The organism is Streptomyces daghestanicus (assembly GCF_020521275.1).
Lineage (GTDB): Bacteria > Actinomycetota > Actinomycetes > Streptomycetales > Streptomycetaceae > Streptomyces > Streptomyces griseoviridis.
The window spans coordinates 121,776-142,696 of record NZ_BNDX01000011.1 but is presented as its reverse complement, the minus strand read 5'-3'; the positions used below and the strand labels follow the sequence as shown (position 1 = coordinate 142,696).

At 73.3% G+C, this 20,921-nt stretch carries 17 protein-coding genes and 3 pseudogenes; 7 read left to right on the top strand and 13 right to left on the bottom strand.

What is annotated here, in order from left to right; all coding sequences use genetic code 11:
* Positions 1 to 30: 30 nt before the first annotated feature.
* The 10 genes from Sdagh_RS22985 to Sdagh_RS22945 all read right to left on the bottom strand — a co-directional run bounded on the left by Sdagh_RS22985 (position 31) and on the right by Sdagh_RS22945 (position 10,873).
* A complete protein-coding gene (locus tag Sdagh_RS22985; RefSeq protein ID WP_189418372.1) occupies positions 31 to 1,029 on the bottom strand; it encodes a sugar phosphate isomerase/epimerase family protein in 999 nt (332 codons plus the stop codon).
* 16 nt (positions 1,030 to 1,045) lie between these two features.
* Positions 1,046 to 2,314, bottom strand: a complete 1,269-nt coding sequence (locus tag Sdagh_RS22980; protein ID WP_189418369.1) for a Gfo/Idh/MocA family protein — start codon at positions 2,312 to 2,314, stop codon at positions 1,046 to 1,048.
* A gap of 86 nt (positions 2,315 to 2,400) precedes the next feature.
* Positions 2,401 to 3,456, bottom strand: coding sequence for a substrate-binding domain-containing protein (locus Sdagh_RS22975; RefSeq protein ID WP_189418367.1), 1,056 nt, complete (start codon positions 3,454 to 3,456; stop codon positions 2,401 to 2,403).
* Positions 3,457 to 3,473: 17 nt separating this feature from the next.
* Positions 3,474 to 4,493, bottom strand: coding sequence for an ABC transporter permease (locus Sdagh_RS22970; RefSeq protein WP_190077143.1), 1,020 nt, complete (start codon positions 4,491 to 4,493; stop codon positions 3,474 to 3,476).
* A complete protein-coding gene (locus Sdagh_RS22965; protein ID WP_189418363.1) occupies positions 4,490 to 6,007 on the bottom strand; it encodes a sugar ABC transporter ATP-binding protein in 1,518 nt (505 codons plus the stop codon). The genes Sdagh_RS22970 and Sdagh_RS22965 overlap by 4 nt, the downstream gene beginning before the upstream one ends.
* An 86-nt stretch (positions 6,008 to 6,093) precedes the next feature.
* Positions 6,094 to 7,275, bottom strand: a complete 1,182-nt coding sequence (locus Sdagh_RS22960) for an ROK family protein (protein ID WP_189418360.1) — start codon at positions 7,273 to 7,275, stop codon at positions 6,094 to 6,096.
* A 155-nt stretch (positions 7,276 to 7,430) separates the two neighbouring features.
* A complete protein-coding gene (locus Sdagh_RS22955) occupies positions 7,431 to 8,108 on the bottom strand; it encodes a GntR family transcriptional regulator (RefSeq protein WP_190077144.1) in 678 nt (225 codons plus the stop codon).
* Between the two features lie 137 nt (positions 8,109 to 8,245).
* Positions 8,246 to 9,193, bottom strand: coding sequence for a beta-ketoacyl-ACP synthase III (locus tag Sdagh_RS22950; protein WP_190077145.1), 948 nt, complete (start codon positions 9,191 to 9,193; stop codon positions 8,246 to 8,248).
* 239 nt (positions 9,194 to 9,432) lie between these two features.
* Positions 9,433 to 9,567, bottom strand: coding sequence for an MFS transporter small subunit (locus tag Sdagh_RS36520; RefSeq protein WP_264201198.1), 135 nt, complete (start codon positions 9,565 to 9,567; stop codon positions 9,433 to 9,435).
* The gene (locus Sdagh_RS22945) at positions 9,548 to 10,873 is read right to left on the bottom strand and encodes an OFA family MFS transporter (protein ID WP_190077146.1); all 1,326 of its coding nucleotides are present in this window, start codon (positions 10,871 to 10,873) and stop codon (positions 9,548 to 9,550) included. The genes Sdagh_RS36520 and Sdagh_RS22945 overlap by 20 nt, the downstream gene beginning before the upstream one ends.
* A gap of 301 nt (positions 10,874 to 11,174) precedes the next feature.
* Between Sdagh_RS22945 and Sdagh_RS22940 the strand changes: the two are divergent.
* The 4 genes and pseudogenes from Sdagh_RS22940 to Sdagh_RS22925 form a co-directional block, all read left to right on the top strand.
* Positions 11,175 to 11,374 (top strand): annotated as a pseudogene (locus tag Sdagh_RS22940) (ketopantoate reductase family protein); the annotation flags it as partial.
* A gap of 3 nt (positions 11,375 to 11,377) precedes the next feature.
* Positions 11,378 to 11,567, top strand: a pseudogene (locus tag Sdagh_RS22935) (2Fe-2S iron-sulfur cluster-binding protein); the annotation flags it as partial.
* A 7-nt stretch (positions 11,568 to 11,574) separates the two neighbouring features.
* Positions 11,575 to 12,423, top strand: coding sequence for a formate dehydrogenase accessory sulfurtransferase FdhD (fdhD, locus tag Sdagh_RS22930; protein ID WP_190010489.1), 849 nt, complete (start codon positions 11,575 to 11,577; stop codon positions 12,421 to 12,423).
* Positions 12,424 to 12,619: 196 nt separating this feature from the next.
* Positions 12,620 to 14,494 (top strand): exo-alpha-sialidase, encoded by a 1,875-nt coding sequence (locus Sdagh_RS22925; protein WP_190077147.1) that lies wholly within the window; start codon positions 12,620 to 12,622, stop codon positions 14,492 to 14,494.
* A gap of 5 nt (positions 14,495 to 14,499) precedes the next feature.
* Here Sdagh_RS22925 and Sdagh_RS22920 read toward each other — a convergent pair whose 3' ends face one another.
* The gene (locus Sdagh_RS22920) at positions 14,500 to 15,534 is read right to left on the bottom strand and encodes a bile acid:sodium symporter family protein (RefSeq protein WP_190077148.1); all 1,035 of its coding nucleotides are present in this window, start codon (positions 15,532 to 15,534) and stop codon (positions 14,500 to 14,502) included.
* 156 nt (positions 15,535 to 15,690) lie between these two features.
* Between Sdagh_RS22920 and Sdagh_RS22915 the strand changes: the two genes are divergently transcribed.
* Positions 15,691 to 16,587: a LysR substrate-binding domain-containing protein gene (locus Sdagh_RS22915; protein WP_190010492.1), complete on the top strand. Its 897-nt coding sequence runs from the start codon at positions 15,691 to 15,693 to the stop codon at positions 16,585 to 16,587.
* On the opposite strand, the pseudogene Sdagh_RS22910 reads toward Sdagh_RS22915, so the two are convergent.
* Positions 16,562 to 16,738, bottom strand: a pseudogene (locus Sdagh_RS22910) (AsnC family protein); the annotation flags it as partial. The gene Sdagh_RS22915 and the pseudogene Sdagh_RS22910 overlap by 26 nt on opposite strands.
* A gap of 303 nt (positions 16,739 to 17,041) precedes the next feature.
* On the opposite strand from Sdagh_RS22910, the gene Sdagh_RS22905 reads away from it, so the two are divergent.
* Both Sdagh_RS22905 and Sdagh_RS22900 read left to right on the top strand, forming a co-directional pair.
* Positions 17,042 to 18,868 carry an AMP-dependent synthetase/ligase gene (locus tag Sdagh_RS22905; protein WP_189418342.1) on the top strand — a complete coding sequence of 609 codons (1,827 nt, stop codon included), beginning with the start codon at positions 17,042 to 17,044 and terminating at the stop codon, positions 18,866 to 18,868.
* A 92-nt stretch (positions 18,869 to 18,960) separates the two neighbouring features.
* Positions 18,961 to 19,794 carry an aldo/keto reductase gene (locus tag Sdagh_RS22900; protein ID WP_189418340.1) on the top strand — a complete coding sequence of 278 codons (834 nt, stop codon included), beginning with the start codon at positions 18,961 to 18,963 and terminating at the stop codon, positions 19,792 to 19,794.
* 79 nt (positions 19,795 to 19,873) lie between these two features.
* Here the strand turns inward: Sdagh_RS22900 and Sdagh_RS22895 are convergent, their stop codons facing one another.
* On the bottom strand, positions 19,874 to 20,812 hold the full coding sequence (locus tag Sdagh_RS22895) for a class I SAM-dependent methyltransferase (RefSeq protein ID WP_190077149.1): 939 nt from the start codon (positions 20,810 to 20,812) through the stop codon (positions 19,874 to 19,876).
* Between the last annotated feature and the right edge of the window lie 109 nt (positions 20,813 to 20,921).

Below are 20,921 nucleotides of genomic sequence, written 5' to 3'. Positions count from 1 at the left end.
TCACCCCGGAGATGTGCCGAGCCGCGGCGCTCAGCTGCTGAACGCCGCGTCGAAGGACGCGCTGGGCGGCTCGAAGTCGTAGGTCTTCAGACGGGCCAGGGCCTCGGGGGCGCCCTGGAGGCGGTCCATGCCGGCGTCCTCCCACTCGACGGAGACGGGACCGTCGTAGCCGATGGAGCGCAGCATGCGGAAGACGTCCTCCCAGGGGACGTCGCCGTGGCCGGCGGAGACGAAGTCCCAGCCGCGCCGGGGGTCGCCCCAGGGCAGGTGGGAGCCGAGGCGGCCGTTGCGGCCGTCGAGGCGTTTGCGGGCCTCCTTGCAGTCGACGTGGTAGATCCGGTCGCGGAAGTCCCACAGGAAGCCGACCGGGTCGAGGTCCTGCCAGACGAAGTGGGAGGGGTCGAAGTTGAGGCCGAAGGCGGGGCGGTGGCCGATGGCCTCCAGGGCTCGGTGGGTGGTCCAGTAGTCGTAGGCGATCTCGCTGGGGTGGACCTCGTGGGCGAAGCGGACGCCCTCGGCGTCGAAGACGTCCAGAATCGGGTTCCAGCGGTCGGCGAAGTCCTGGTAGCCGCGTTCGATCATCGCCTCGGGAGCGGGCGGGAACATGGCGACGAGGTGCCAGATCGCGGAGCCGGTGAAGCCGATGACGGTGTCGACGCCGAGCCGGCGGGCGGCCCGCGCGGTGTCCTTCATCTCGGCGGCGGCCCGCTGCCGTACGCCTTCCGCGTCGCCGTCGCCCCAGATCCGGGCGGGCAGGATGGCCTGGTGGCGTTCGTCGATGATGGCGTCGCAGACGGCCTGGCCGACCAGGTGGTTGGAGACGGCCCGGCACTTCAGGCCGTACGTGTCGAGGAGCTGGTGGCGGGAGTCGACGTAGGCGGGGTCGGCTAGGGCCCTGTCGACCTCGAAGTGGTCGCCCCAGCAAGCGAGTTCGAGGCCGTCGTAGCCGAAGTCGCGGGCGAGTCGGCAGACCTCCTCCAGAGGCAGGTCCGCCCACTGGCCGGTGAAGAGTGTGAAGTCGCGCGGCATGTCGCTGCCAGCCTCCTCAGGGGGCGATCGGGGTGTAGACGGAGTTCTTCTCGGCGCTCTCCTCCACGGCCGCGAGCACCCGCTGCACCTGGAGGCCGTCGGCGAAGGACGGCTCCGGGGCGCGGCCCCCGGCGACGGCGTGGACGAGGTCGCGGGCCTGGTGGACGAAGGTGTGCTCGTAGCCGAGGCCGTGGCCGGGCGGCCACCAGGCGTCCAGGTAGGGATGTCCGGGTTCGGTGACGAGGATGCGGCGGAAGCCGGCGTGCTCGCCCGGTTCCGTGCCGTCGTGGTACGTCAGCTCGTTGAGGCGTTCCAGGTCGAAGGCGAGGGAGCCGCGCTCGCCGTTGAGTTCGATGCGCAGGGCGTTCTTGCGGCCGGTGGCGTACCGGGTGGCCTCGAAGGAGGCGAGGGCGCCGGAGGGGAAGCGGCCGGTGAAGACGGCGGCGTCGTCGACGGTGACCTCGCCCGTGGTGCCGCCGGCCGACGCGGCGGTCAGGCCGTGGGTGTCCCCGGCGGGCAGCGGCCGGTGCCGTACGAAGGTCTCGGTGAGGGCGGAGACGCCGGCCAGCCGCTCACCCGTGAGGTACTGGGCGAGGTCCACGATGTGCGCGCCGAGGTCGCCGAGGGCGCCGGAGCCGGCGTGTTCCCGACGCAGCCGCCAGGTCAGCGGCGCGGCCGGGTCGGTGAGCCAGTCCTGGAGGTAGGCGACGCGCACGTGCCGCAGCCGGCCGATGCGGCCCTCGGCCACCATCCGCCGGGCGAGCGCGGTGGCGGGGACCCGGCGGTAGTTGAAGCCGACCATCGCCACCTGGCCGCGGGCCCCGGCCAGGTGGGCGGCACGGGTCATGGCCTCGGCCTCGGCGACCGTGTTGGCCAGCGGTTTCTCGCACAGGACGTGTTTGCCGGCGGCGAGCGCGGCGAGCGCGATCTCGGCGTGGCTGTCACCGGGGGTGCAGATGTCGACGAGGTCGATGTCGTCCCGTTCGACCAGGGCGCGCCAGTCGGTCTCGGCGGTGGCCCAGCCGTGCCGGCCGGCGGCGGTGCGGACGGCGTCGGCGTCCCGCCCGCAGATCGCGGCCAGTACGGGGTTGAGCGGCAGGTCGAAGACGCGGCCCGCGGTGCGCCAGCCCTGGGAGTGGGCGGCCCCCATGAAGGCGTAGCCGATCATGCCGACCCGCAGGGGCGGTCGGGTGACGGACACTCCCGTGGTCGTGGCCTCGCCGGCCACGGGCGCCGTACCTGCTGTTCCCGCCCCGGCCCCCTCGGGCGCTTGCGGCTGTCCCATGCGTACGTCCTCCTCATGATGGTGGCGCGGTACGGCCGGTCGCCGCCCCGGGGCTGGTCAGGACCCCGGGGCGGAACGCCGGCCGGTCACTTGAAACCGGTGGACATGTACTGGTCGACGTTCTCCTTGTCGATCACGGCGGAGTAGAGCGTGACGTGGGCGGGGATCTCGTACTCGGCGAGACCGCTGATGCCCTTGCCCTGGCCCAGCGCGCGGGCGAGGTCGATCGCGGAGGCCGCCATGGTCGGCGGGTAGAGGACGGTCGCCTTGAGCACTCCGTTGTCCTGCTTGATCGCCTGGAACGCGGAGAGCGCGCCCGCGCCGCCGACCATCAGGAAGTCGTCGCGGCCGGCCTGTTCGATGGCGCGCAGGGCGCCCACGCCCTGGTCGTCGTCGTGGTTCCACAGGGCGTCGAACTTCGACTGGGCCTGGAGGAGCTGGGCCATCTTGGCCTGGCCGGACTCGACGGTGAAGTCGGCGGCCTGGCGGGCGACCTTCTTGATGTTGGGGTAGTTCTTCAGGGCGTCGTCGAAGCCCTTGGTGCGCTGCCGGGTCAGTTCGAGGTTGTCGATGCCGGCCAGCTCGATGACCCGGGCGTCGGGCCTGTCCTTGAGTTTCTCGCCGATGTAGTGCCCGGCGTTGAGGCCCATGCCGTAGTTGTCGCCGCCGACCCAGCAGCGGTAGGCCTGCGGGGTGTTGAAGACGCGGTCGAGGTTGACCACGGGTATCCCGGCCCGCATGGCCTTCAGCCCGACCTGGGTGAGGGCCTTGCCGTCGGCGGGCAGCACCACCAGGACGTCGACCTTCTTGTTGATGAGGGTCTCGATCTGGCCGATCTGCTGGGCGGTGTCGTTGGAGCCCTCGGTGACCTCCAGGGTCACGTCGGAGTACTTCTCGGCGCGGCCCTTGGCCTGGTCGTTGATGGCGTTGAGCCAGCCGTGGTCGGCGAGCGGTCCCGCGTAGCCGATGGTGACCTGCTTGCCGGGCTTGTCGGCGGCGGCGGGGCGGGTGTCGGTCTCCGCCCCGCCTGCGCCGTCGTCGGACTCGTTGCTGGTGCACCCGGTGAGGAAGGCACCGGCGGACACGGCGGCGGCTCCGAAGAGCAGCCCTCTGCGGCTCGCGAATGGCGTGTGCTCTGGCATGACGGTCGACCCTTTCCTCAAGGCGTGCTCGCGGTACGGCGCTGGACCAGCACGGCGGCGACGATGATCGCTCCCTTGGCGATCTGCTGGACGTCGCTCTGCAGGTTGTTCAGGGCGAAGATGTTGGTGATCGTGGTGAAGATCAGGACGCCGAGCACGGAGCCGACGATGGTGCCGCGTCCGCCGCTGAGCAGCGTCCCGCCGATGATCGCGGCGGCGATGGCGTCGAGTTCGTAGAGGTTGCCGTTGGTGTTCTGGCCGGAGCCGGACAGGACGATCAGCAGGAAGGCGGCGATGCCGCAGCACAGGCCGGACAGCAGGTAGAGGTAGAGGCGCTGGCGGCGGACGTCGATGCCGGCCAGCCGGGCGGCCTCGGCGTTGCCGCCGACGGCGACGGTGCGGCGGCCGAAGGTGGTGCGGTTGAGCACCAGCCAGCCGATGACGGTGACGGCGGCGAAGACCAGCACCAGCGGCGGTACGCCGAGGACGTAGGCGTCGCGCTCGCCGAGGTCGAGCACGCCGGAGACGGTGACGACCTGGGTCTGCCCGTCGGTGATCTGGAGGGCCAGGCCGCGGGCGGAGGCGAGCATGGCGAGGGTGGCGATGAACGGGACCATCGCGCCGTAGGCGATGAGGACCCCGTTGACCAGTCCGCAGCCGACGCCGACCACCACGGCGGTGACCAGGATGCCGAGGAATCCGTACTCCTGGGTGGCGACCGTCGTCGCCCACACCGAGGCGAGGGCGACGATCGCGCCGACGGAGAGGTCGATGCCGCCGGACATGATGACGAAGGTCATGCCGACGGTGACGACGCCGATCACGGACGCCTGGGTGAGGACGAGTTGCAGGTTGCGGGTGTCGAGGAACTCGTCGGGCTTGGTGACGCCGCCGATCAGGACCAGCACGGCGAGCACGCCGAGCAGGGAGAGGATGCGGACGTCGGCGCGGGCGAGCACGCCCTTCCAGGCGGGCGGCCCGTCGGCGGCGGGCGCCTTTCCGGTGCCGTCCCGGGGCGGGGACATGTGCTGCGTCATGCTGCCGGGCTCCCTTCCATGACGAGGTCGAGTACGCGGTGTTCGTCGAGTTCGCGGGCGGGCGCCTCGTGCACGACCCGTCCCTCGCGCAGGACGAGGACCCGGTCGGCGAGGCCGAGCACCTCGGGCACCTCGCTGGACACCAGCAGCACCGCCAGCCCCTCGTCGGCGAGGCGCCGCACGACCGCGTACAGCTCGGCGCGGGCGCCGACGTCGACGCCGCGGGTGGGTTCGTCCAGGAGCAGGACCCGGCAGCCGCGCAGCAGCCAGCGGGCGAGGACGGCCTTCTGCTGGTTGCCGCCGGACAGGGTGCGCACGGGCACGTCCGGGTTGTCGGGGCGCAGCGACAGCTCGCGGACGGCGGCGCGGGCGGCGCCCCGTTCGGCGGCGCGGTCGATCCAGCCGCCGCGCGCGAAGCGGGACATCGAGGAGACCGAGACGTTGCGGGTGACGGACTCCAGCATCAGCAGGGCCTGCGCCTTGCGTTCCTCGGGGGCGAGTCCGAGGCCGGCCCGGACGGCGGCCCGGACGCTGCCGGGCCGGAGCGGGCGTCCGTCGACCCGTACCTGTCCCGCGGTCGGTCTGCGGGCGCCGTAGACGGTCTCCAGGATCTCCGAGCGGCCGGAGCCGACCAGTCCGGCGAGGCCGACGATCTCCCCGGGGCGGACGTCGAGGTCGAGGGCGCCGAACTCGCCCTCGCGGGCCAGTCCCCGCACGCTGAGCACGGGTTCGCCGGCGGGGGCGGCGGCCGGGCGCTCCGGGAAGACGTAGGCGACGTCGCGGCCGGTCATCAGGGCCACGACCTCGCGGGTCGGGGTGGACTTGGCGGGCAGTCCGCGGGCGACGGCGCGGCCGTCCTTGAGGACGGTGACCCGGTCGCCGATGCGGCGGATCTCCTCCAGGCGGTGCGAGATGTAGACGACGGCGACACCGGCGGCGGTGAGGTCGCCGACGATGCGGAAGAGGTTGTCGACCTCGTCGGGGTCGAGGGCGGCGGACGGCTCGTCCATGACGATGAGCCGTACGTCGTGGGAGAGCGCCCGTGCCATGGAGACGATCTGCCGCTGTGCCGCGGGCAGTTCGCCGACCAGGCGGCCGGGGTCGATCTCGGGGTGGCCGAGGCGGGCGAGCAGGGCGGCGGTCGTGGCGCGGGCGGCCTTGGAGCGGACGACGAAGCCGGCGCCGACCGGCTCGTGGCCGAGGTGGACGTTCTCCGCGACCGACAGGTGCTCGACGAGGTCGAGTTCCTGGTAGATGGTGGCGATGCCGCGGCGCATCGCGGCGATCGGTGAGCGCAGCACGACCTCCTCGCCGCGCCAGCGGATGGTTCCGGTGTCGGGCTGGTGGGCGCCGGCCAGCACCTTGATGAGGGTGGACTTGCCGGCCCCGTTCTGGCCGAGCAGGCAGTGCACCTCGCCGGCCTGGACGTCGAGGTCGACGCCGTCCAGGGCCCGGACTCCGGGGAAGGACTTGGTGATGCCGGACATGCTGAGCAGCGGTGGTTCTGGTGCCATGAGGTCCCCTCGGCGGGCGTGCGGGCCGGTGTCAGGGCAGGGCGGAGCGACGCGCTGTACGGAAAAGGGGTGCGAGCGGCGGGGTGTTACGCGGGTGAGAACAGGTGGTCGCTGATGAGCCGGGCGGCGCCGATGACTCCGGCGGTGGGGCCCAGCTCCCCGAGCACGATGGGCAGGTTGCCGGTCGCCAGGGGCAGCGACTGGCGGTAGACCTGGGTGCGGATCGCGGCGAGCAGGGTGTGGCCGAGGCCGGTGACCCCGCCGCCGATCACCACCAGGCCGGGGTTGAAGAAGCTGACCAGGCCGGCGATGACCTGGCCGGTGCGGTCGCCGCCCTCGCGGATCAGGTCGAGGGCGGTGGCGTCCCCGGCGGCCGCGGCGGCGGCGACGTCGGCGGCGCCCAGGCTTCCGCCCGCCTCCAGGCGGGCGGCGAGTTCGGCGGACCGGCCCTGCTGGGCGGCCTCCTCGGCGTCGCGGGCCAGGGCCGCGCCGCTGAAGTGGGCCTCCAGGCAGCCCCGGTTGCCGCAGGCGCAGGGGCGGCCCTCGGGCACCACCTGGATGTGGCCGATGTCGCCCGCGCTGCCCGTCGTCCCGCGGTAGACCTCGCCGCCGACGACGATGCCGCAGCCGATGCCGGTGCCGATCTTGACGACGAGGAAGTCGTGCACGGTACGGGCGACGCCCGCGTGCTGCTCCCCCAGCGCCATCAGGTTCACGTCGTTGTCGACCATGACGGGGCAGCCGAGGTCCTGGCTGAGCGCCTCCCGGACCGGGAAGCCGTCCCAGCCCGGCATGATCGGCGGGGCCACGGGGACGCCCTCGGGGAAGCGGACCGGCCCGGGGACGCCGATGCCGGCGCCGTCGAAGCCCTCCGCCAGTCCCGAGGCCCGCAGTTTCGCGGCCATGGCCAGCACCTGCTCGAAGACCGCGACGGGTCCCTCGCGGACGTCCATGGCCTGGTTGATGTGTCCGAGGATCTCCAGCTCGGCGTTGGTGACGGCGACGTCGACCGAGGTCGCGCCGATGTCCACGCCGAGGAACCGCAGCTCCGGGTTGAGCCGGATGTTGTGGCTGCGGCGCCCGCCCCGGGAGGCGGCGAGTCCGTCGGCCACGGCCAGCCCCGTCTCCAGCAGCCGGTCCACCTCCACGGCCAGCTTCGACCGGGACAGGTCGACCTGGTCGCCGAGCTGGGCACGGGAGTTGGGGCCGCCGTCACGGAGCAGTCTGAGCAGCCGGGCCTGGTGGGCGTTGGCGGGCCGTGCGGTCATACGTCTCACAAGCCCCTCCCCGCCCCGATCGGCTGCGCGCTGCTGTGCTTTCGAAGGGAACGTAGCAGCGGCTGCCGAACCTGGGAAGAAGCTGTGCGGGAATTACCGCCGACTTTCTCCACTCACAGGACAAAGGGCGGTGCGGATGCGGACGTTCAGGACGTGCCGCGCGCGTGGTACGACCGCCGGGTGTGCTCGGTGTGCTCGCGCATCAGCCGGGTCGCGCGCTGCTCGTCGCGGTCGCGGATCGCGGCGATCATCGCCCGGTGCTCGGTCCAGGACTCCCGGCCGCGCTGCCGGGCGATCGGCGTGTAGTACCAGCGCACCCGGCGGTCGACCTGGGCGGCGAGTTCGGCGAGGACCGCGTTGCCGGCCAGTTCCATCACCTTGGCGTGGAAGCGGGCGTTCAGGGTGACGGCGGCGTCCACGTCGTCGGCGGCGACCGCCCGCTCCCCCTCGGCGCACAGCTCTTCCAGCGCGGTGACGCCCGCGCTGCCCGCGTGGGCCGCGGCGAGCCGGGCCGCCTCGGCCTCCAGCAGCGTACGGACGGTGAGCAACTGGTCGGCCTCCTCCTCCGTGGGCTCGTGCACGAACGCGCCCTGGGCGGGGCGCAGATCGACCCAGCCCTCGGTGTTCAGCCGCTGGAGTGCCTCGCGCACCGGCTGCCGGGAGACGCCGAGGTGACCGGCGAGTTCGCTCTCGACGAGGTGCTGGCCGGGGCGCAGGGCGCGGGTGGTGATGAGTTCGAGCAGCGCCTCGTAGACGCGGTCGCGCAGCGGCCCCGGGCGTTCGAGCCTGGGCACCGCCCCGTGCGGCAGTCCTGTCGACAACATCGCGGCCCCCTAGGCGGACGAAGCGAAGACGGTGGAGACAGTGGAGAGGTAAAGACAGTAAAGAAAGTATCAATTGTCTTTCGTCTACAGTCTACGGTTCGGGGAGAACGTCCGGGTCAGGGGCGGTCCGGGGCGGGTCAGGGGCAGCGCACGACCTGCCCGGCGTAGGACAGGTTCCCGCCGAAGCCGAACAGCAGGACGGGGTCGCCGCTGCCGATCTCGCCGCGTTCGGCCAGCTTGGCCAGGGCGAGGGGGATGCTGGCCGCCGAGGTGTTGCCGGACTCGGTGACGTCCCGGGCGACCACCGCGTCGACGGCGCCGATCCGTTCGGCCAGCGGCTCGATGATGCGCAGGTTGGCCTGGTGCAGGACGACGGCGGCGAGGGCGGCGGGCTCCACCCCGGCCCGTTCGCACACCCCGCGGGCGATGGCGGGCAGCCGGGTGGTCGCCCAGCGGTAGACGCTCTGGCCCTCCTGGGCGAAGCGCGGCGGGGTGCCCTCGATCCGCACGGCGTGCCCCATCTCGGGCACCGATCCCCACAGGACGGGCCCGATGCCGGGTTCCTCGCCAGCCGCGCAGGGTTCGACGACGGCGGCGCCCGCGCCGTCGCCGACCAGCACGCAGGTGGTGCGGTCGGTCCAGTCGGTGACCTCGGACATCTTGTCGGCGCCTATGACCAGGGCGCGGCGGGCGGCGCCCGCGCGGACGGCGTGGTCGGCGGTGGCCAGGGCGTGGGTGAAGCCGGCGCACACGACGTTCAGGTCCATCGTGGCGGGGCTCCCCATGCCGAGCCGGGCGGCGACGCGGGCGGCGGTGTTCGGGGAGCGGTCGATGGCGGTGGACGTGGCGACCAGCACCAGGTCGACGTCGGCGGGGGCGGCCCCGGCCGCCGCGAGCGCCTTGGCGGCGGCGCGCGCGGCCAGGTCGTCGACCGGCTCGTCGGGGCCGGCGATCCGGCGGGTGCGGATGCCCACCCGGCTGGTGATCCACTCGTCGCTGGTGTCCACCAGGCCCGCCAGGTCCTCGTTGGTGAGGACGCGGGCGGGCTGGTGGTGGCCGAGCCCGGTGATGCGCGAGCCGTGCATGGTGAACCCCTAGGTGCCTGCGGTAGCGGGTCCACCAGTCTGATCAGTGACTCGCGGGTACGGCGGCAGGTGATGCGACAGGAAACGGAAGCCCCCCTTGTCGGCTTCCGTCACCGGCACGTCCGGCGGGCCGGACCGGCGGACACCCGCCGCCGTCCGAAGCCGGGCCCGTGCACACCGGCCGCCGTCCGGCGGGTTCGCCCCGGACACGCGCCACCGCCCGTCACCGCCCGGCGGGCTCACCCCGTGAACAACTGCGTGGCCTTCCGTACCAGCTCGTACAGCCCGTAGGCGAGCGGCGCCCCCACCCAGAGCCAGGCGAAGGCGATCAGGGGGCGCCGGGCGGGCGGGCGGTCACTGCTGTCGGGCGACATCGGCGCTCTCCTCGGGGTCCGGGGCGGTGACGTGGTGGCGGGGGTGGACGGGGCGTACCAGTTCGTTGGCGGCGAACCCCACGACGAGCAGGCCGATCATGATGACCAGGGACAGCCCGTACAGGGACGAGCCGTGCCGCCCGGCCTCCTCCTGCCGGTCGGCGATCCAGTTCACGATCAGCGGTCCGAGGACCCCGGCCGTGGACCAGGCGGTGAGCAGCCGGCCGTGGATAGCGCCGACCTGGTAGGTGCCGAAGAGGTCCTTCAGATAGGCGGGGGCCGTCGCGAAGCCGCCGCCGTAGAAGGAGAGGATCACCAAGGCGGCGAGCACGAACAGCGGCTTGGAGGCGTCGCCGAACAGGGCGATGAGCGCGTACATCAGGGCGCCGACGCCGAGGTAGACGCGGTAGATGTTCTTGCGTCCGATCAGGTCGGAGGCGGAGGACCAGCCGATGCGGCCGGCCATGTTGGCCGCCGACAGCAGGGCGACGAACCCGGCGGCGGCCGTCGCGGAGACCGGCGCGGAGGTGTCGGCGAAGAAGTCCGTGATCATCGGGGCGGCCTTCTCCAGGATGCCGATGCCCGCGGTGACGTTCATGCAGAGCACGATCCACAGGCACCAGAACTGCGGGGTCCGCACCGCGGAGCGCGCCGACACCTGGACGCCGGCCGACGGGACGGGCCGGCCGGCCGACGGGACGGGCGCGCGGGGCACCCGCACGAGGAGCACGCCGAGCAGCATGAAGACGGCGTACGCCAGTCCGTGCACGAGGAAGGCGAGGGCGATGCCGGAGCTGTCGGCCCCGAAGGACTCCAGCATCTGCGCGGACCAGGGAGAGGCGATCAGCGCGCCGCCGCCGAAGCCCATGATGGCGATGCCGGTGGCCATGCCGGGCCGGTCGGGGAACCACTTGATCAGCGTGGAGACCGGCGAGATGTAGCCGATGCCCAGGCCGATGCCGCCGACGAAGCCGTAGCCGAGGACGATCAGCCAGTACTGCTCGGTGGCCGCGCCGAGCGCGGAGAGCAGGAAGCCGGACGAGAAGCAGATCAGCGCCACCGTCATCGCCCAGCGCGGCCCGCGCCGCTCGACCAGGGTGCCGCCGAACGCGGCGGACAGGCCGAGCATGACGATGCCGAGCTGGAAGGGGAGCGCGCTCTGCGTGCCGCTGAGGCCGAGCGAGGATTCCAGGGGCGGTTTGAACACGGACCAGGCGTACGCCTGCCCGATGGAGAGGTGGACCGAGAGGGCGGCCGGGGGGACGAGCCAGCGGCTCCAGCCGGGCGGTGCTACGGGGGGACTCATGATCCCGAACGGTAGGAAGGAAACGCCGCGTTGAGAAGACGTACGAGGTCTCCGCCCGGTATCGGTCGCATGACGGTACGTCAGGCATTGCGGGGGGAGCCGGGAAGGCCCGAGCACAGCCTCCCTCGACGCGACCGCCCGCCGGGTCCGCCGCAGCCGCCCGCGCCGTCACCACCGGGACGGCCGGTCCTGCGCGGTCCCTTGCCGACCCCACTTCCATACTGTAGACAATATTCCCCGACAGAGTCGCGGCACGCTCTCCGGTTCCTCGGTACGACCCTCGCCGAACGGAGCTACCCCCATGAACGTCGCCGTCCTCGGCGCCGGCGCGATGGCGTCCGCGTGGGCGCCGCGCCCCAACGCGCCGGCGCCCGCGTCCGTCTCGTCGCCCGCGGACCGCACCTGGCGGCCATGCGGCGGCACGGCGTACGCGCGCGCAGCCCGCGCGGTGACTTCACCGCGCGTCCTCACGCCACCGACGACCCGGGCGAGGTCGGCCCGGCGTGGGACGAGTCGGCGCAGACCGCCACGACCACGGTGTGCGCCGTACTGCGGAGCGGGCTGCGCCCTCACCCTGCGCGTACAGGACAATGAGAGCGTCGAGGTCACCTCGCCGCACGACAGCCCGGTGACCCACGGCGATCTCCGCATCAAGGGCCGTTTCGGCCACCAGCACGTACAGAACCGGGGCTGATCAGGACATGGGACGAGTCACGGAACGACGCAAGGTGATCCGCATCCGCGACGGGGCGGTCTCCGCCCGGCCGGACACGCTCGTCGCCGAGGAGCCACTGGAGATCCGGCTCAACGGCAAACCCCTCGCCATCACCATGCGCACCCCCGGCGACGACTTCGCGCTCGCCGCCGGGTTCCTGGTCAGCGAAGGGGTGCTGGCCCGCGAGGAAGACCTGCGGAACATCGTGTACTGCGCGGGCGCGACCGCCGACGGCTCCAACACGTACAACGTGGTGGACGTGCAGACCGCGCCCGGCGTGGTCCTGCCCGACATCACCCTGGAACGGAACGTCTACACCACCTCCTCCTGCGGGCTGTGCGGCAAGGCCAGCCTCGACGCGGTCCGTACGACGGCCCGCTGGCCCATCGCCGACACCCCGCCGGTCCGGATCGACGCCGCTCTCCTCGCCGAGCTGCCCGACCGGCTGCGCGCCGCCCAGCGGGTCTTCGACCGCACCGGCGGGCTGCACGCGGCGGCCCTGTTCACCGAGGACGGCGAACTCGCCGACGTCCGGGAGGACGTGGGCCGGCACAACGCGGTCGACAAGCTGGTCGGCCGCGCCCTTCAGCACGGCGGCCTGCCGCTGAGCCGGTCGGTGCTGCTCGTCTCCGGGCGGGCCTCCTTCGAGCTGGCCCAGAAGGCCGTGATGGCCGGCATCCCGGTGCTGGCGGCGGTGTCGGCGCCCTCGTCGCTCGCCGTGGACCTGGCCGCCGAGACCGGCCTGACCCTGGTGGGCTTCCTGCGGGGCGCCTCCATGAACGTGTACGCGGGTGAGGAGCGGATCGCCCTGCGGACCGCGGCCGTACAGGGCTGAGGCGCCCGTCCGCGGCACGGCGGCGGAACCCCGGCCGGCGGGGAGCGCCCCCTGCGCCGGGCCGGGGTGATGCCGTGCCGGGCGGTGGCGGCGACACGCGCGGTGATCCAGCGCGTCGTATCCGGCATGTGATGACTTGATCTACTGATGCCCTGATGACCGGCTTCCCGCCAGCCGCGTGAAGGGCCACCGCTCCATGCCGTCCTCCCCCCGCCGTCCCCGCCCGAGATTCCGTACGGCCGTGCTCGCCTCCCTGTCCGCCCTCGGCGTCGCGGCGGCCGTCGCCGTCCCCGCCCCGGCGCACGCCCGCGCCGCCGCGTTCGAGCAGCGGGTCCTCTTCCGGGCCGACCGGGACCCCGGGTACGCCTGCTTCCGCATCCCCGCGCTGGTGCGGACCACGGACGGGACGCTGCTCGCCTTCGCCGAGGGGCGGGTCCGCGACTGCGGGGACGCCGCCGACATCGACATCGTGCTGAAGCGCTCCACCGACGGCGGCCGTACCTGGGGGCCGCTGCGGGTCGTCACCGAGGGCGGCGGGGACACGCACGGCAATCCGGCGCCCGTGGTGGACCGCGCCACGGGACGTGTGCTGCTGGTGGAGACCCACAACACCGGCCGGGCGGACGACGCGGGCTGCGCGATCCCCTGCGACCGCGTGCCCCACCTCCAGTACAGCGACGACGACGGACTGACCTGGTCCGAGCCGCGCGACCTGAGCACCGGGATCCGGCCGGACGACTGGAACTCCTGGTACGCGACCGGCCCGGTGCACGGTGTGCAGCTCACCACGGGCGCGCACGCCGGGCGGCTGGTCCTCGGGGTGAACGCCGAGACCTGGGCGGGCGGCCGGGTCACCGCCAACCACGCGGCGCTGGTCGTCAGCGACGACGGCGGCGCGCACTGGCGGGTCGGCGCCACCGACACCTGGCCGGTGGCCGGGGACGGCACCTTCCGGCAGAAGCCGTCCGAGGTGACGCTCGCCGAACTCGGGGACGGCTCGCTGCTGGTCGGCGGACGCGAACAGGACGGCGCCGACCTCGGCCACCGCGCGCAGACCGTCAGCCGGGACGGCGGCGACAGCTTCGCCGCGCCCTTCGAGGCCGTTCCCGACCTGTACACCCCGCAGGTGCAGGGCGCGCTGCTGCGCCTGGGCGACCGGGTGCTGCTGTCCGCGCCGGCCGACCCCGACCGCCGCCGGACCATGGTGATCCGCTCCTCCTGGGACGGCGGCGCCACCTGGGACAGCGTGGACCGGGCGACGGTGGTCACCCGGGACTGGTCCGGCTACTCGGACCTGGCGGCCCTCGACGCGGCGTCGGCGGGGCTGCTGTACGAGGCGGGCACGGCCGACGCCCGCGACGAGATCCGCTTCGCCCGGTTCGGCGAGGGCCGGCTCCGGGACCGGCGCGGCGCCGACCCGGCCACCCCGGACCGCGCGCCGGGCGCCGCCGCGGCCGCTGTGCTGGGCGGCGCCGGTAGGACGGCGGACGGCGCGGTCGGCGGCGCGCTCGTCCTCGACGGCGCCGACGACGGGGTGCGGCTGCCGTACCGGAGGGAACTGCCGCTGGGGGACGGCGACTTCACGGCGTCGCTGTGGTTCCGGTACACAGCGACGAGCGGGGAGCAGCCGCTGCTGTGGATGGGCGGCATCGGCACCCGCCAGCCCCAGGTGTGGCTGCGCGCCGAGCCCGCGCGGGACCGGGTGACCGGGCTGATGACGGCGCGGGACGGGGCGGCGGCGCCCCGGTCGGCGTACGCGCGGATCGCCGGCGCCCGCAACGACGGCCGCTGGCACCGGCTCGTGCTGCGCCGGGGCGGCGGACGGCTCACCCTGTTCCTCGACGGGGAACGCGCCGGGACGGCGGACGTGCCGGGCTCGGTCAGCCGCTTCTCGGCGTTCGGGGTGCACGTGGGCGTTCGGATGGACGGCCGGGCGCACTTCACCGGCGCGGTGGACGACGTACGGGTGTGGCGGCGGGCGCTGACCGACGACGAGGTCACCGGCGGCGAGGCGGCGGCGGGGGACGTGGTGCTGTGGCTGCCGCTGGACCGGGTGGACGCCGGCGGCTGACCAGGTCAGCCGCGGGAGGCGCCGGTGCCGGCCGTGGGCCGGGCGGCCGTCCCGGGGTCCGGGGTGTCCTCGGCCTCCGGGTCGTGCGAGCGGCGCTTGGCGATGACCGCGCACACCATCAGCTGCATCTGGTGGAAGAGCATCAGCGGCAGCACCGCCAGCGAGGCGTGGGCGCCGAAGAGGACGCCGGCCATGGGCAGTCCGGAGGCGAGGGACTTCTTGGAGCCGGCGAACTGGATGGCGATCCGGTCCGCCCGGCCGAACCGCAGCGCCTTCGCGCCGTACCAGGTCAGCGCCAGCATCACGGCGAGCAGCACCGCCTCCACGGCGAGCAGTCCGGCCAGCCGGACCGGACTGACCTGGTGCCAGACGCCCTGCGCCATGCCCGCGCTGAACGCGGTGTAGACGACGAGCAGGATCGAGCCGCGGTCGGCCAGCCCGAGGACCTTCTTGTGCCGGGTGACGAAGCCGCCGATCCAGCGCCGCAGCACCTGCCCGGCGACGAACGGCACCAGCAGCTGAACCACGATCTTCACCAGCGAGTCGGCGGAGAACCCGCCGGCCGAGCCGCCGAGCAGCGCGGCGGCGAGCAGCGGGGTGGCGACGATGCCGACGAGGGAGGAGAAGGAGCCCGCGCAGATCGCGGCGGGCACGTTGCCCCGGGCGATCGAGGTGAAGGCGATCGAGGACTGGATGGTGGACGGGACCAGCGTGCAGAACAGCAGGCCCTGATGGAGGGGGTCGGTCAGAAGGACCGGGACCAGGCCGCGCGAGGCCAGCCCCAGCAGCGGGAAGACGACGAACGTGCAGGCCAGGACGGTGACATGGAGTCGCCAGTGCTTGAGCCCGTCCAGGGCCTCCCGGGTGGAGAGGCGGGCGCCGTAGAGGAAGAAGAGGAAGGCGATCGCGGCCGTGGAGGCGCCGTTCGCGACATCCGCCGACGTCCCGCGGGCGGGCAGCAGCGCCGCGAGGCCCACCGTCGCCAGCAGCAGGATGTACGGGTCGACCGGCATCCAGCGCGGCCATCGCAGGCGTTTCACGGTGCTCCACTTGCTCGTTCGATCGTCGGACGCTCCGACCCGGGGGCCCAGGGATACGGGAACACGGGTCCCCGCTCCATCCTGCTCCCTCACCCGGCGATCGGGAATCCCGTACACCGCTCTGACTGCCATCGCGTTCGGCGATAAGCTCGCCCCGTGTACGACCCCTCCCAGCTGCGGACCTTCCTCTCGGTGGCGCAGACGCTGAGTTTCACCCAGGCCGCCCGGCGGCTCGGGCTGCGCCAGTCGACGGTGAGCCAGCACGTGCGGCGCCTGGAGGAGGCGACCGGGCGGCCGCTGTTCGACCGGGACACGCACTCGGTGGAGCTGACCGAGGACGGCGAGGCGATGCTCGGCTTCGCCCGGCGCATCCTGGAGGTCCACGAGCAGGCCACCGCGTTCTTCACCGGCACCCGGCTGCGCGGGCGGCTGCGGTTCGGGGCGTCGGAGGACTTCGTGCTGACCCGGCTGCCGGAGATCCTGGAGGGCTTCCGGCACGACCACCCCGAGGTCGACCTGGAGCTGACGGTCGAGCTGTCCGGCACCCTGCACGCGCAGCTCGCCGCCGGGAGGCTCGACCTGGTCCTGGCCAAGCGGCGGCCCGAGGACCGGCGGGGCGAGCTGGTCTGGCACGACCGGCTGGTGTGGATCGGCGCGGAGCGGCTGCGTCTGGACCCGGCGCGTCCGGTGCCGCTGATCGTCTATCCGCCGCCCGGCATCACCCGGGCCCTCGCCCTGGAGGCGTTGCAGCGCCAGGGCCGGGAGTGGCGGGTGGCGTGCACCAGCGGCAGCCTGAACGGCCTGATCGCGGCGGCCCGCGCCGGGCTCGGCGTGATGGCGCACAGCCGGGGGCTGATCCCGCCGGGACTGGTCCGGGTGCCGGAGCGGGCCGGGCTGCCGGAGCTGGGGCGGGTCGACTTCGTCCTGGTCACCGGGGAGCGGCGGACCTCGGCGCAGGACGCGGCGGACGCGCTGGCGGCGGCGGTCCTGGCGGGCGGCGACCGGCTGCACACGGTGGGGAACCCGGTCAGGAACGCGGGCGCGGACAGATGAGCTGCTTGACCCGGCGCGGGAACGGCGACGCCTCCACGTACCGCACGTCCGCCAGGTGGCCGAGCGGTCCGCTGAGGTGGGCGTACAGCTCGGCGGTGCCGCGGACGACGGCGGTGGCGACGAGGTCGGAGGGGCCCGCGGTGGCCGCCGCCGTTCGCGGGTGAGGTACGGGGCGGTCCGGTCCGCGTGCCGGCCGCAGGCGGGTCGTGGCTTGTCGCGCGGTTCCCCGCCGCCTCCCGCGGTCGCGTCCCTCACGGGTGCGGGGAACCGCGCGAGCGACCACGACGCACCCGCGCCCCAGGTGGCCGCCGCGCCTCCCCTACCCCCGGTAACCGCCCGGTACAGATTCCGTGGAGATTACGGTCGCGGAAGTTACCCGACCGTCAGCAACCCACGGCCTTGGGGTAGCTTTCACCGCGCTGTGCGGGGCGTCACAAGGATCGGGGAGCGGGGTTTGCGCGAGTTCACGAGCCCTCCGTCGGCACTGCCGCCACCGGTGGGCGGCCTGGCCGACGCGGTCTTCCGCAATGCGCGGGAGGACCCCCGGTGCGTCGCGCTGGGCCGTAAGGACGACACCGGCCGCTGGCGGGACGTGACCGCCGCCGAGTTCCGCGACGAGGTGCTGGCGCTCGCCAAGGGACTGCTCGCCCGGGGCGTCCGGTTCGGCGACCGGGTCGCCGTCATGTCCCGCACCCGCTACGAGTGGACGCTCTTCGACTTCGCCCTGTGGACGATCGGCGCGCAGGTCGTGCCGGTCTACCCCACCTCCTCGGCCGAGCAGTGCTTCTGGATGCTGTACGACGCCGAGGTGAGCGCGGCGGTCGTGGAGCACGAGGACCACGCGATGACCATCGCCACCGTCATCGGCCGGCTGCCCCGCCTGGAGCAGCTCTGGCAGCTCGACGCCGGCGCGGTCGGGGAACTGTACGAGGCCGGCGCGCACCTCGACGACGAGGTGGTGCACCGGCACCGCCGGGCGGTCACCCCGGAGACGGTGGCCACCGTCATCTACACCTCCGGCACCACCGGCCGCCCCAAGGGCTGTGTGCTGAGCCACGGCAACTTCATGTTCGAGGCGGACACCGTCATCGGCCGCTGGGAGTCGGTGTTCCACTCCCGCAAGGGCGACGAGGCGGCCACCCTGCTCTTCCTGCCGCTCGCCCATGTCTTCGGGCGGATGGTCGAGGTCGCGGCGGTCCGCGGCCGGGTCCGCTTCGGCCACCAGCCGCAGCTCAACGCCGCGGCCCTGCTGCCGGACCTGGCCGCGTTCCGGCCGACGTTCGTCCTGGCCGTGCCGTACATCTTCGAGAAGGTGTTCAACGCGGCCCGGCGCAAGGCGGAGCGGGAGGGCCGGGCGAGCGCGTTCGAGAAGGCCGTGGACGTGGCGGTGCAGTACGCGGAGGCCGTGGAGGCGAAGGCGTGGGGCACCGGTCCGGGCCCCTCGGCGGGCCTGCGCGTGCAGCACCAGCTCTTCGACAAGCTCGTCTACGCCAAGGTCCGCGCCGCGCTGGGCGGACGCCTGCGCAACGCCATGTCCGGCGGCAGCGCGATGGACCGCAGGCTCGGCCTGTTCTTCGCGGGCGCCGGGGTGCGGATCTACGAGGGGTACGGCCTGACCGAGTCGACGGCGGCGGCCACCGCCAACCCGCCCGAGCGCACCCGCTACGGCACGGTCGGCCACCCCGTGCCGGGCGTCACCGTGCACATCGCGGACGACGGCGAGATCTGGCTGCGCGGCGGCAATGTCTTCCAGGGGTACCTCAACAACCCCAAGGCGACCGGCCAGACCCTGCAGGACGGCTGGCTCGCCACCGGCGACCTGGGCGCGCTGGACGAGGACGGCTACCTGACGATCACCGGCCGCAAGAAGGAGATCCTGGTGACCTCCGGCGGCAAGAGCGTCTCGCCGGGCGTCCTGGAGGAACGCGTCCGGGACCACCCCCTGGTCAGCCAGTGCGTCGTGGTCGGCAACGACCGGCCGTACATCGCCGCCCTGGTCACCCTCGACCAGGAGGCCGTCGACCACTGGCTGGCGATGCGCAACAAGCCCCGGATGGCCGCGGCCGACCTGGTGCGCGACCCCGACCTGGAGACCGAGGTGCGGCGCGCGGTGGTCGCCGCCAACACGCTCGTCTCGCAGGCCGAGTCCATCCGCACCTTCCGCATCCTGGCCCAGCCGTTCACCGAGGAGCACGGGCTGCTCACCCCCTCGCTCAAACTGAAGCGGAAGGCCATCGAGAAGGCGTACGAAGCGGAAGTGGATGCCCTCTACAGGGTTTGAGTCGCGCCAATTCGTCGATCAGGAATGCGGATCGCCTCGTGATCGTTGACGATGGAAGCACCACTTCACCACAACCGAAGGATCAACAGCCCGTGAGCAGCCAGGTCCCCCCGATCATCCTGAACAACGGCGTCGAGATGCCCCAGCTGGGCTTCGGCGTGTGGCAGGTACCGGACGACGAGGCCGAGACCGCCGTCGCGACGGCCCTCCAGGCCGGGTACCGCAGCATCGACACGGCGGCGATCTACGGCAACGAGAGGGGCACCGGCAAGGCCATCGCCGCCTCCGGCCTCCCCCGTGAGGACCTCTTCGTCACCACCAAGCTCTGGAACAGCGAACAGGGGTACGACTCCACCCTGCGCGCCTTCGACGCCTCCCTGGACAAGCTGGGCCTGGAGTACGTCGACCTCTACCTGATCCACTGGCCGATGCCGGCCAGGGACCGCTACGTCGACACGTACAAGGCGTTCGAGAAGATCCTCGCCGACGGCAGGGCCCGTGCCATCGGTGTCTCCAACTTCCTGCCGGAGCACATCGAGCGGCTGACCGGCGAGACGTCGGTCATCCCGGCGGTCAACCAGATCGAGCTGCACCCGCACCTCCAGCAGCACGCGGCCCGCGAGTACCACGCGGAGCAGGGCATCGCCACCGAGGCGTGGTCCCCGCTCGGCTCGGGCAAGGGCCTGCTGGAGGTCCCGGCGATCGTCGCCATCGGCCGCAAGCACGGCCGCAGCCCGGCCCAGGTGGTGCTGCGCTGGCACCTCCAGATCGGCAACATCGTGATCCCGAAGTCCGTGACGCCGTCCCGGATCAAGGAGAACATCGAGGTCTTCGACTTCCGGCTGGACGACGAGGACCTCGCCGCGATCAGCGCGCTCAACGAGGACCGCCGGGTGGGCTTCGACCCGGCCGAGGTCAACGACTGACCCGCCGAGTGCGCCCCGAAGGGCCCGGCATCCCGCGAGCGGGGTGCCGGGCCCTTCCCGTGGACGGCCGGCGGGCGGGTCAGTCCGCGCGGACCGCCGTGTACACGGTGTGCGCGGTCAGCAGGAACAGGTCGGCCCGGCGGTGCACGCTCGCCGCGTCGTCGGGATCGAGGAGCCGGTCCAGGACGGCGCGGTCCCCGGCGTCCAGGCCGGTGTCGCCGACCATGGCGCGCAGCCGGGTCAGCGAGGCGGCGACATGCGCGCGGGCCGCGTCCGGGAGCGGGGCGGGCAGGTCGAGCAGGAAGCTGCGGGTCCCGGTGTGCTTCAGCCCGGCGGCGGTCAGCAGCGCCGGCCAGTCCTCGGCGACGGCGACCGAACCGGGCAGGGACTCCCGCATCCGGGCGAAGGTCTCCTCGTGCGCCGCGTCGAGCCGCGCCTGGAGCCCCGGGCGGCCGAAGCCGAGGTCGCGTGGCAGGAACCGTACGGGCAGCCCGCCCTCCAGGATCGCCAGGGTGCCGCCGGGCGCCAGGTGCCCGGCGAAGGCGGCCAGCGCCGCCCGCTGGTCGCCCAGATGGTGCAGGCTGCGGCTGGCCCACAGCAGGTCGGCGGGGTAGTCCAGGCCGTCCAGCACCTGGGGCAGCTCGCCGGCCAGGGTGTCGAAGCGGTCGGCGTACCCGTCCCGTCCGGCGCGGGCGCGGGCCCGCTCCAGCAGCGGCGCGGCGCCGTCGGCGGCCACCACCCGGGCCGACGGGAAGGCGTCGGCGAGCAGCCCGGACAGGACGCCGGGGCCGCTGCCCGCGTCGACGACCAGGCCGGGCCCGGTCACCTGCTCGGCCAGCCAGGCCATGGCCCGCGCGTACAGCGGGGTGTACAGCTCCGCCTCGCCCTCCAGCAGCGGCGCCATCTCGGCCCAGTCGATGTCGGCGTGGTCGTGGTCGTGCTGGTGCTGCTGCTCGGGCTGGTGCTGCTGCTCGGGCTGGTGCTGGTGCTGGTGTTCGTGCTGGTGTGTGTGCGCCATGGTGGCCGGCCTCCCGTCTCCCGTTGCCGCCAGCCTGCGCCGGACCACCGGAGATCGGCAACTTTTGTTGCCGTTACCGCAAAACGACATGGCCGTGCGGCCCGGTCCG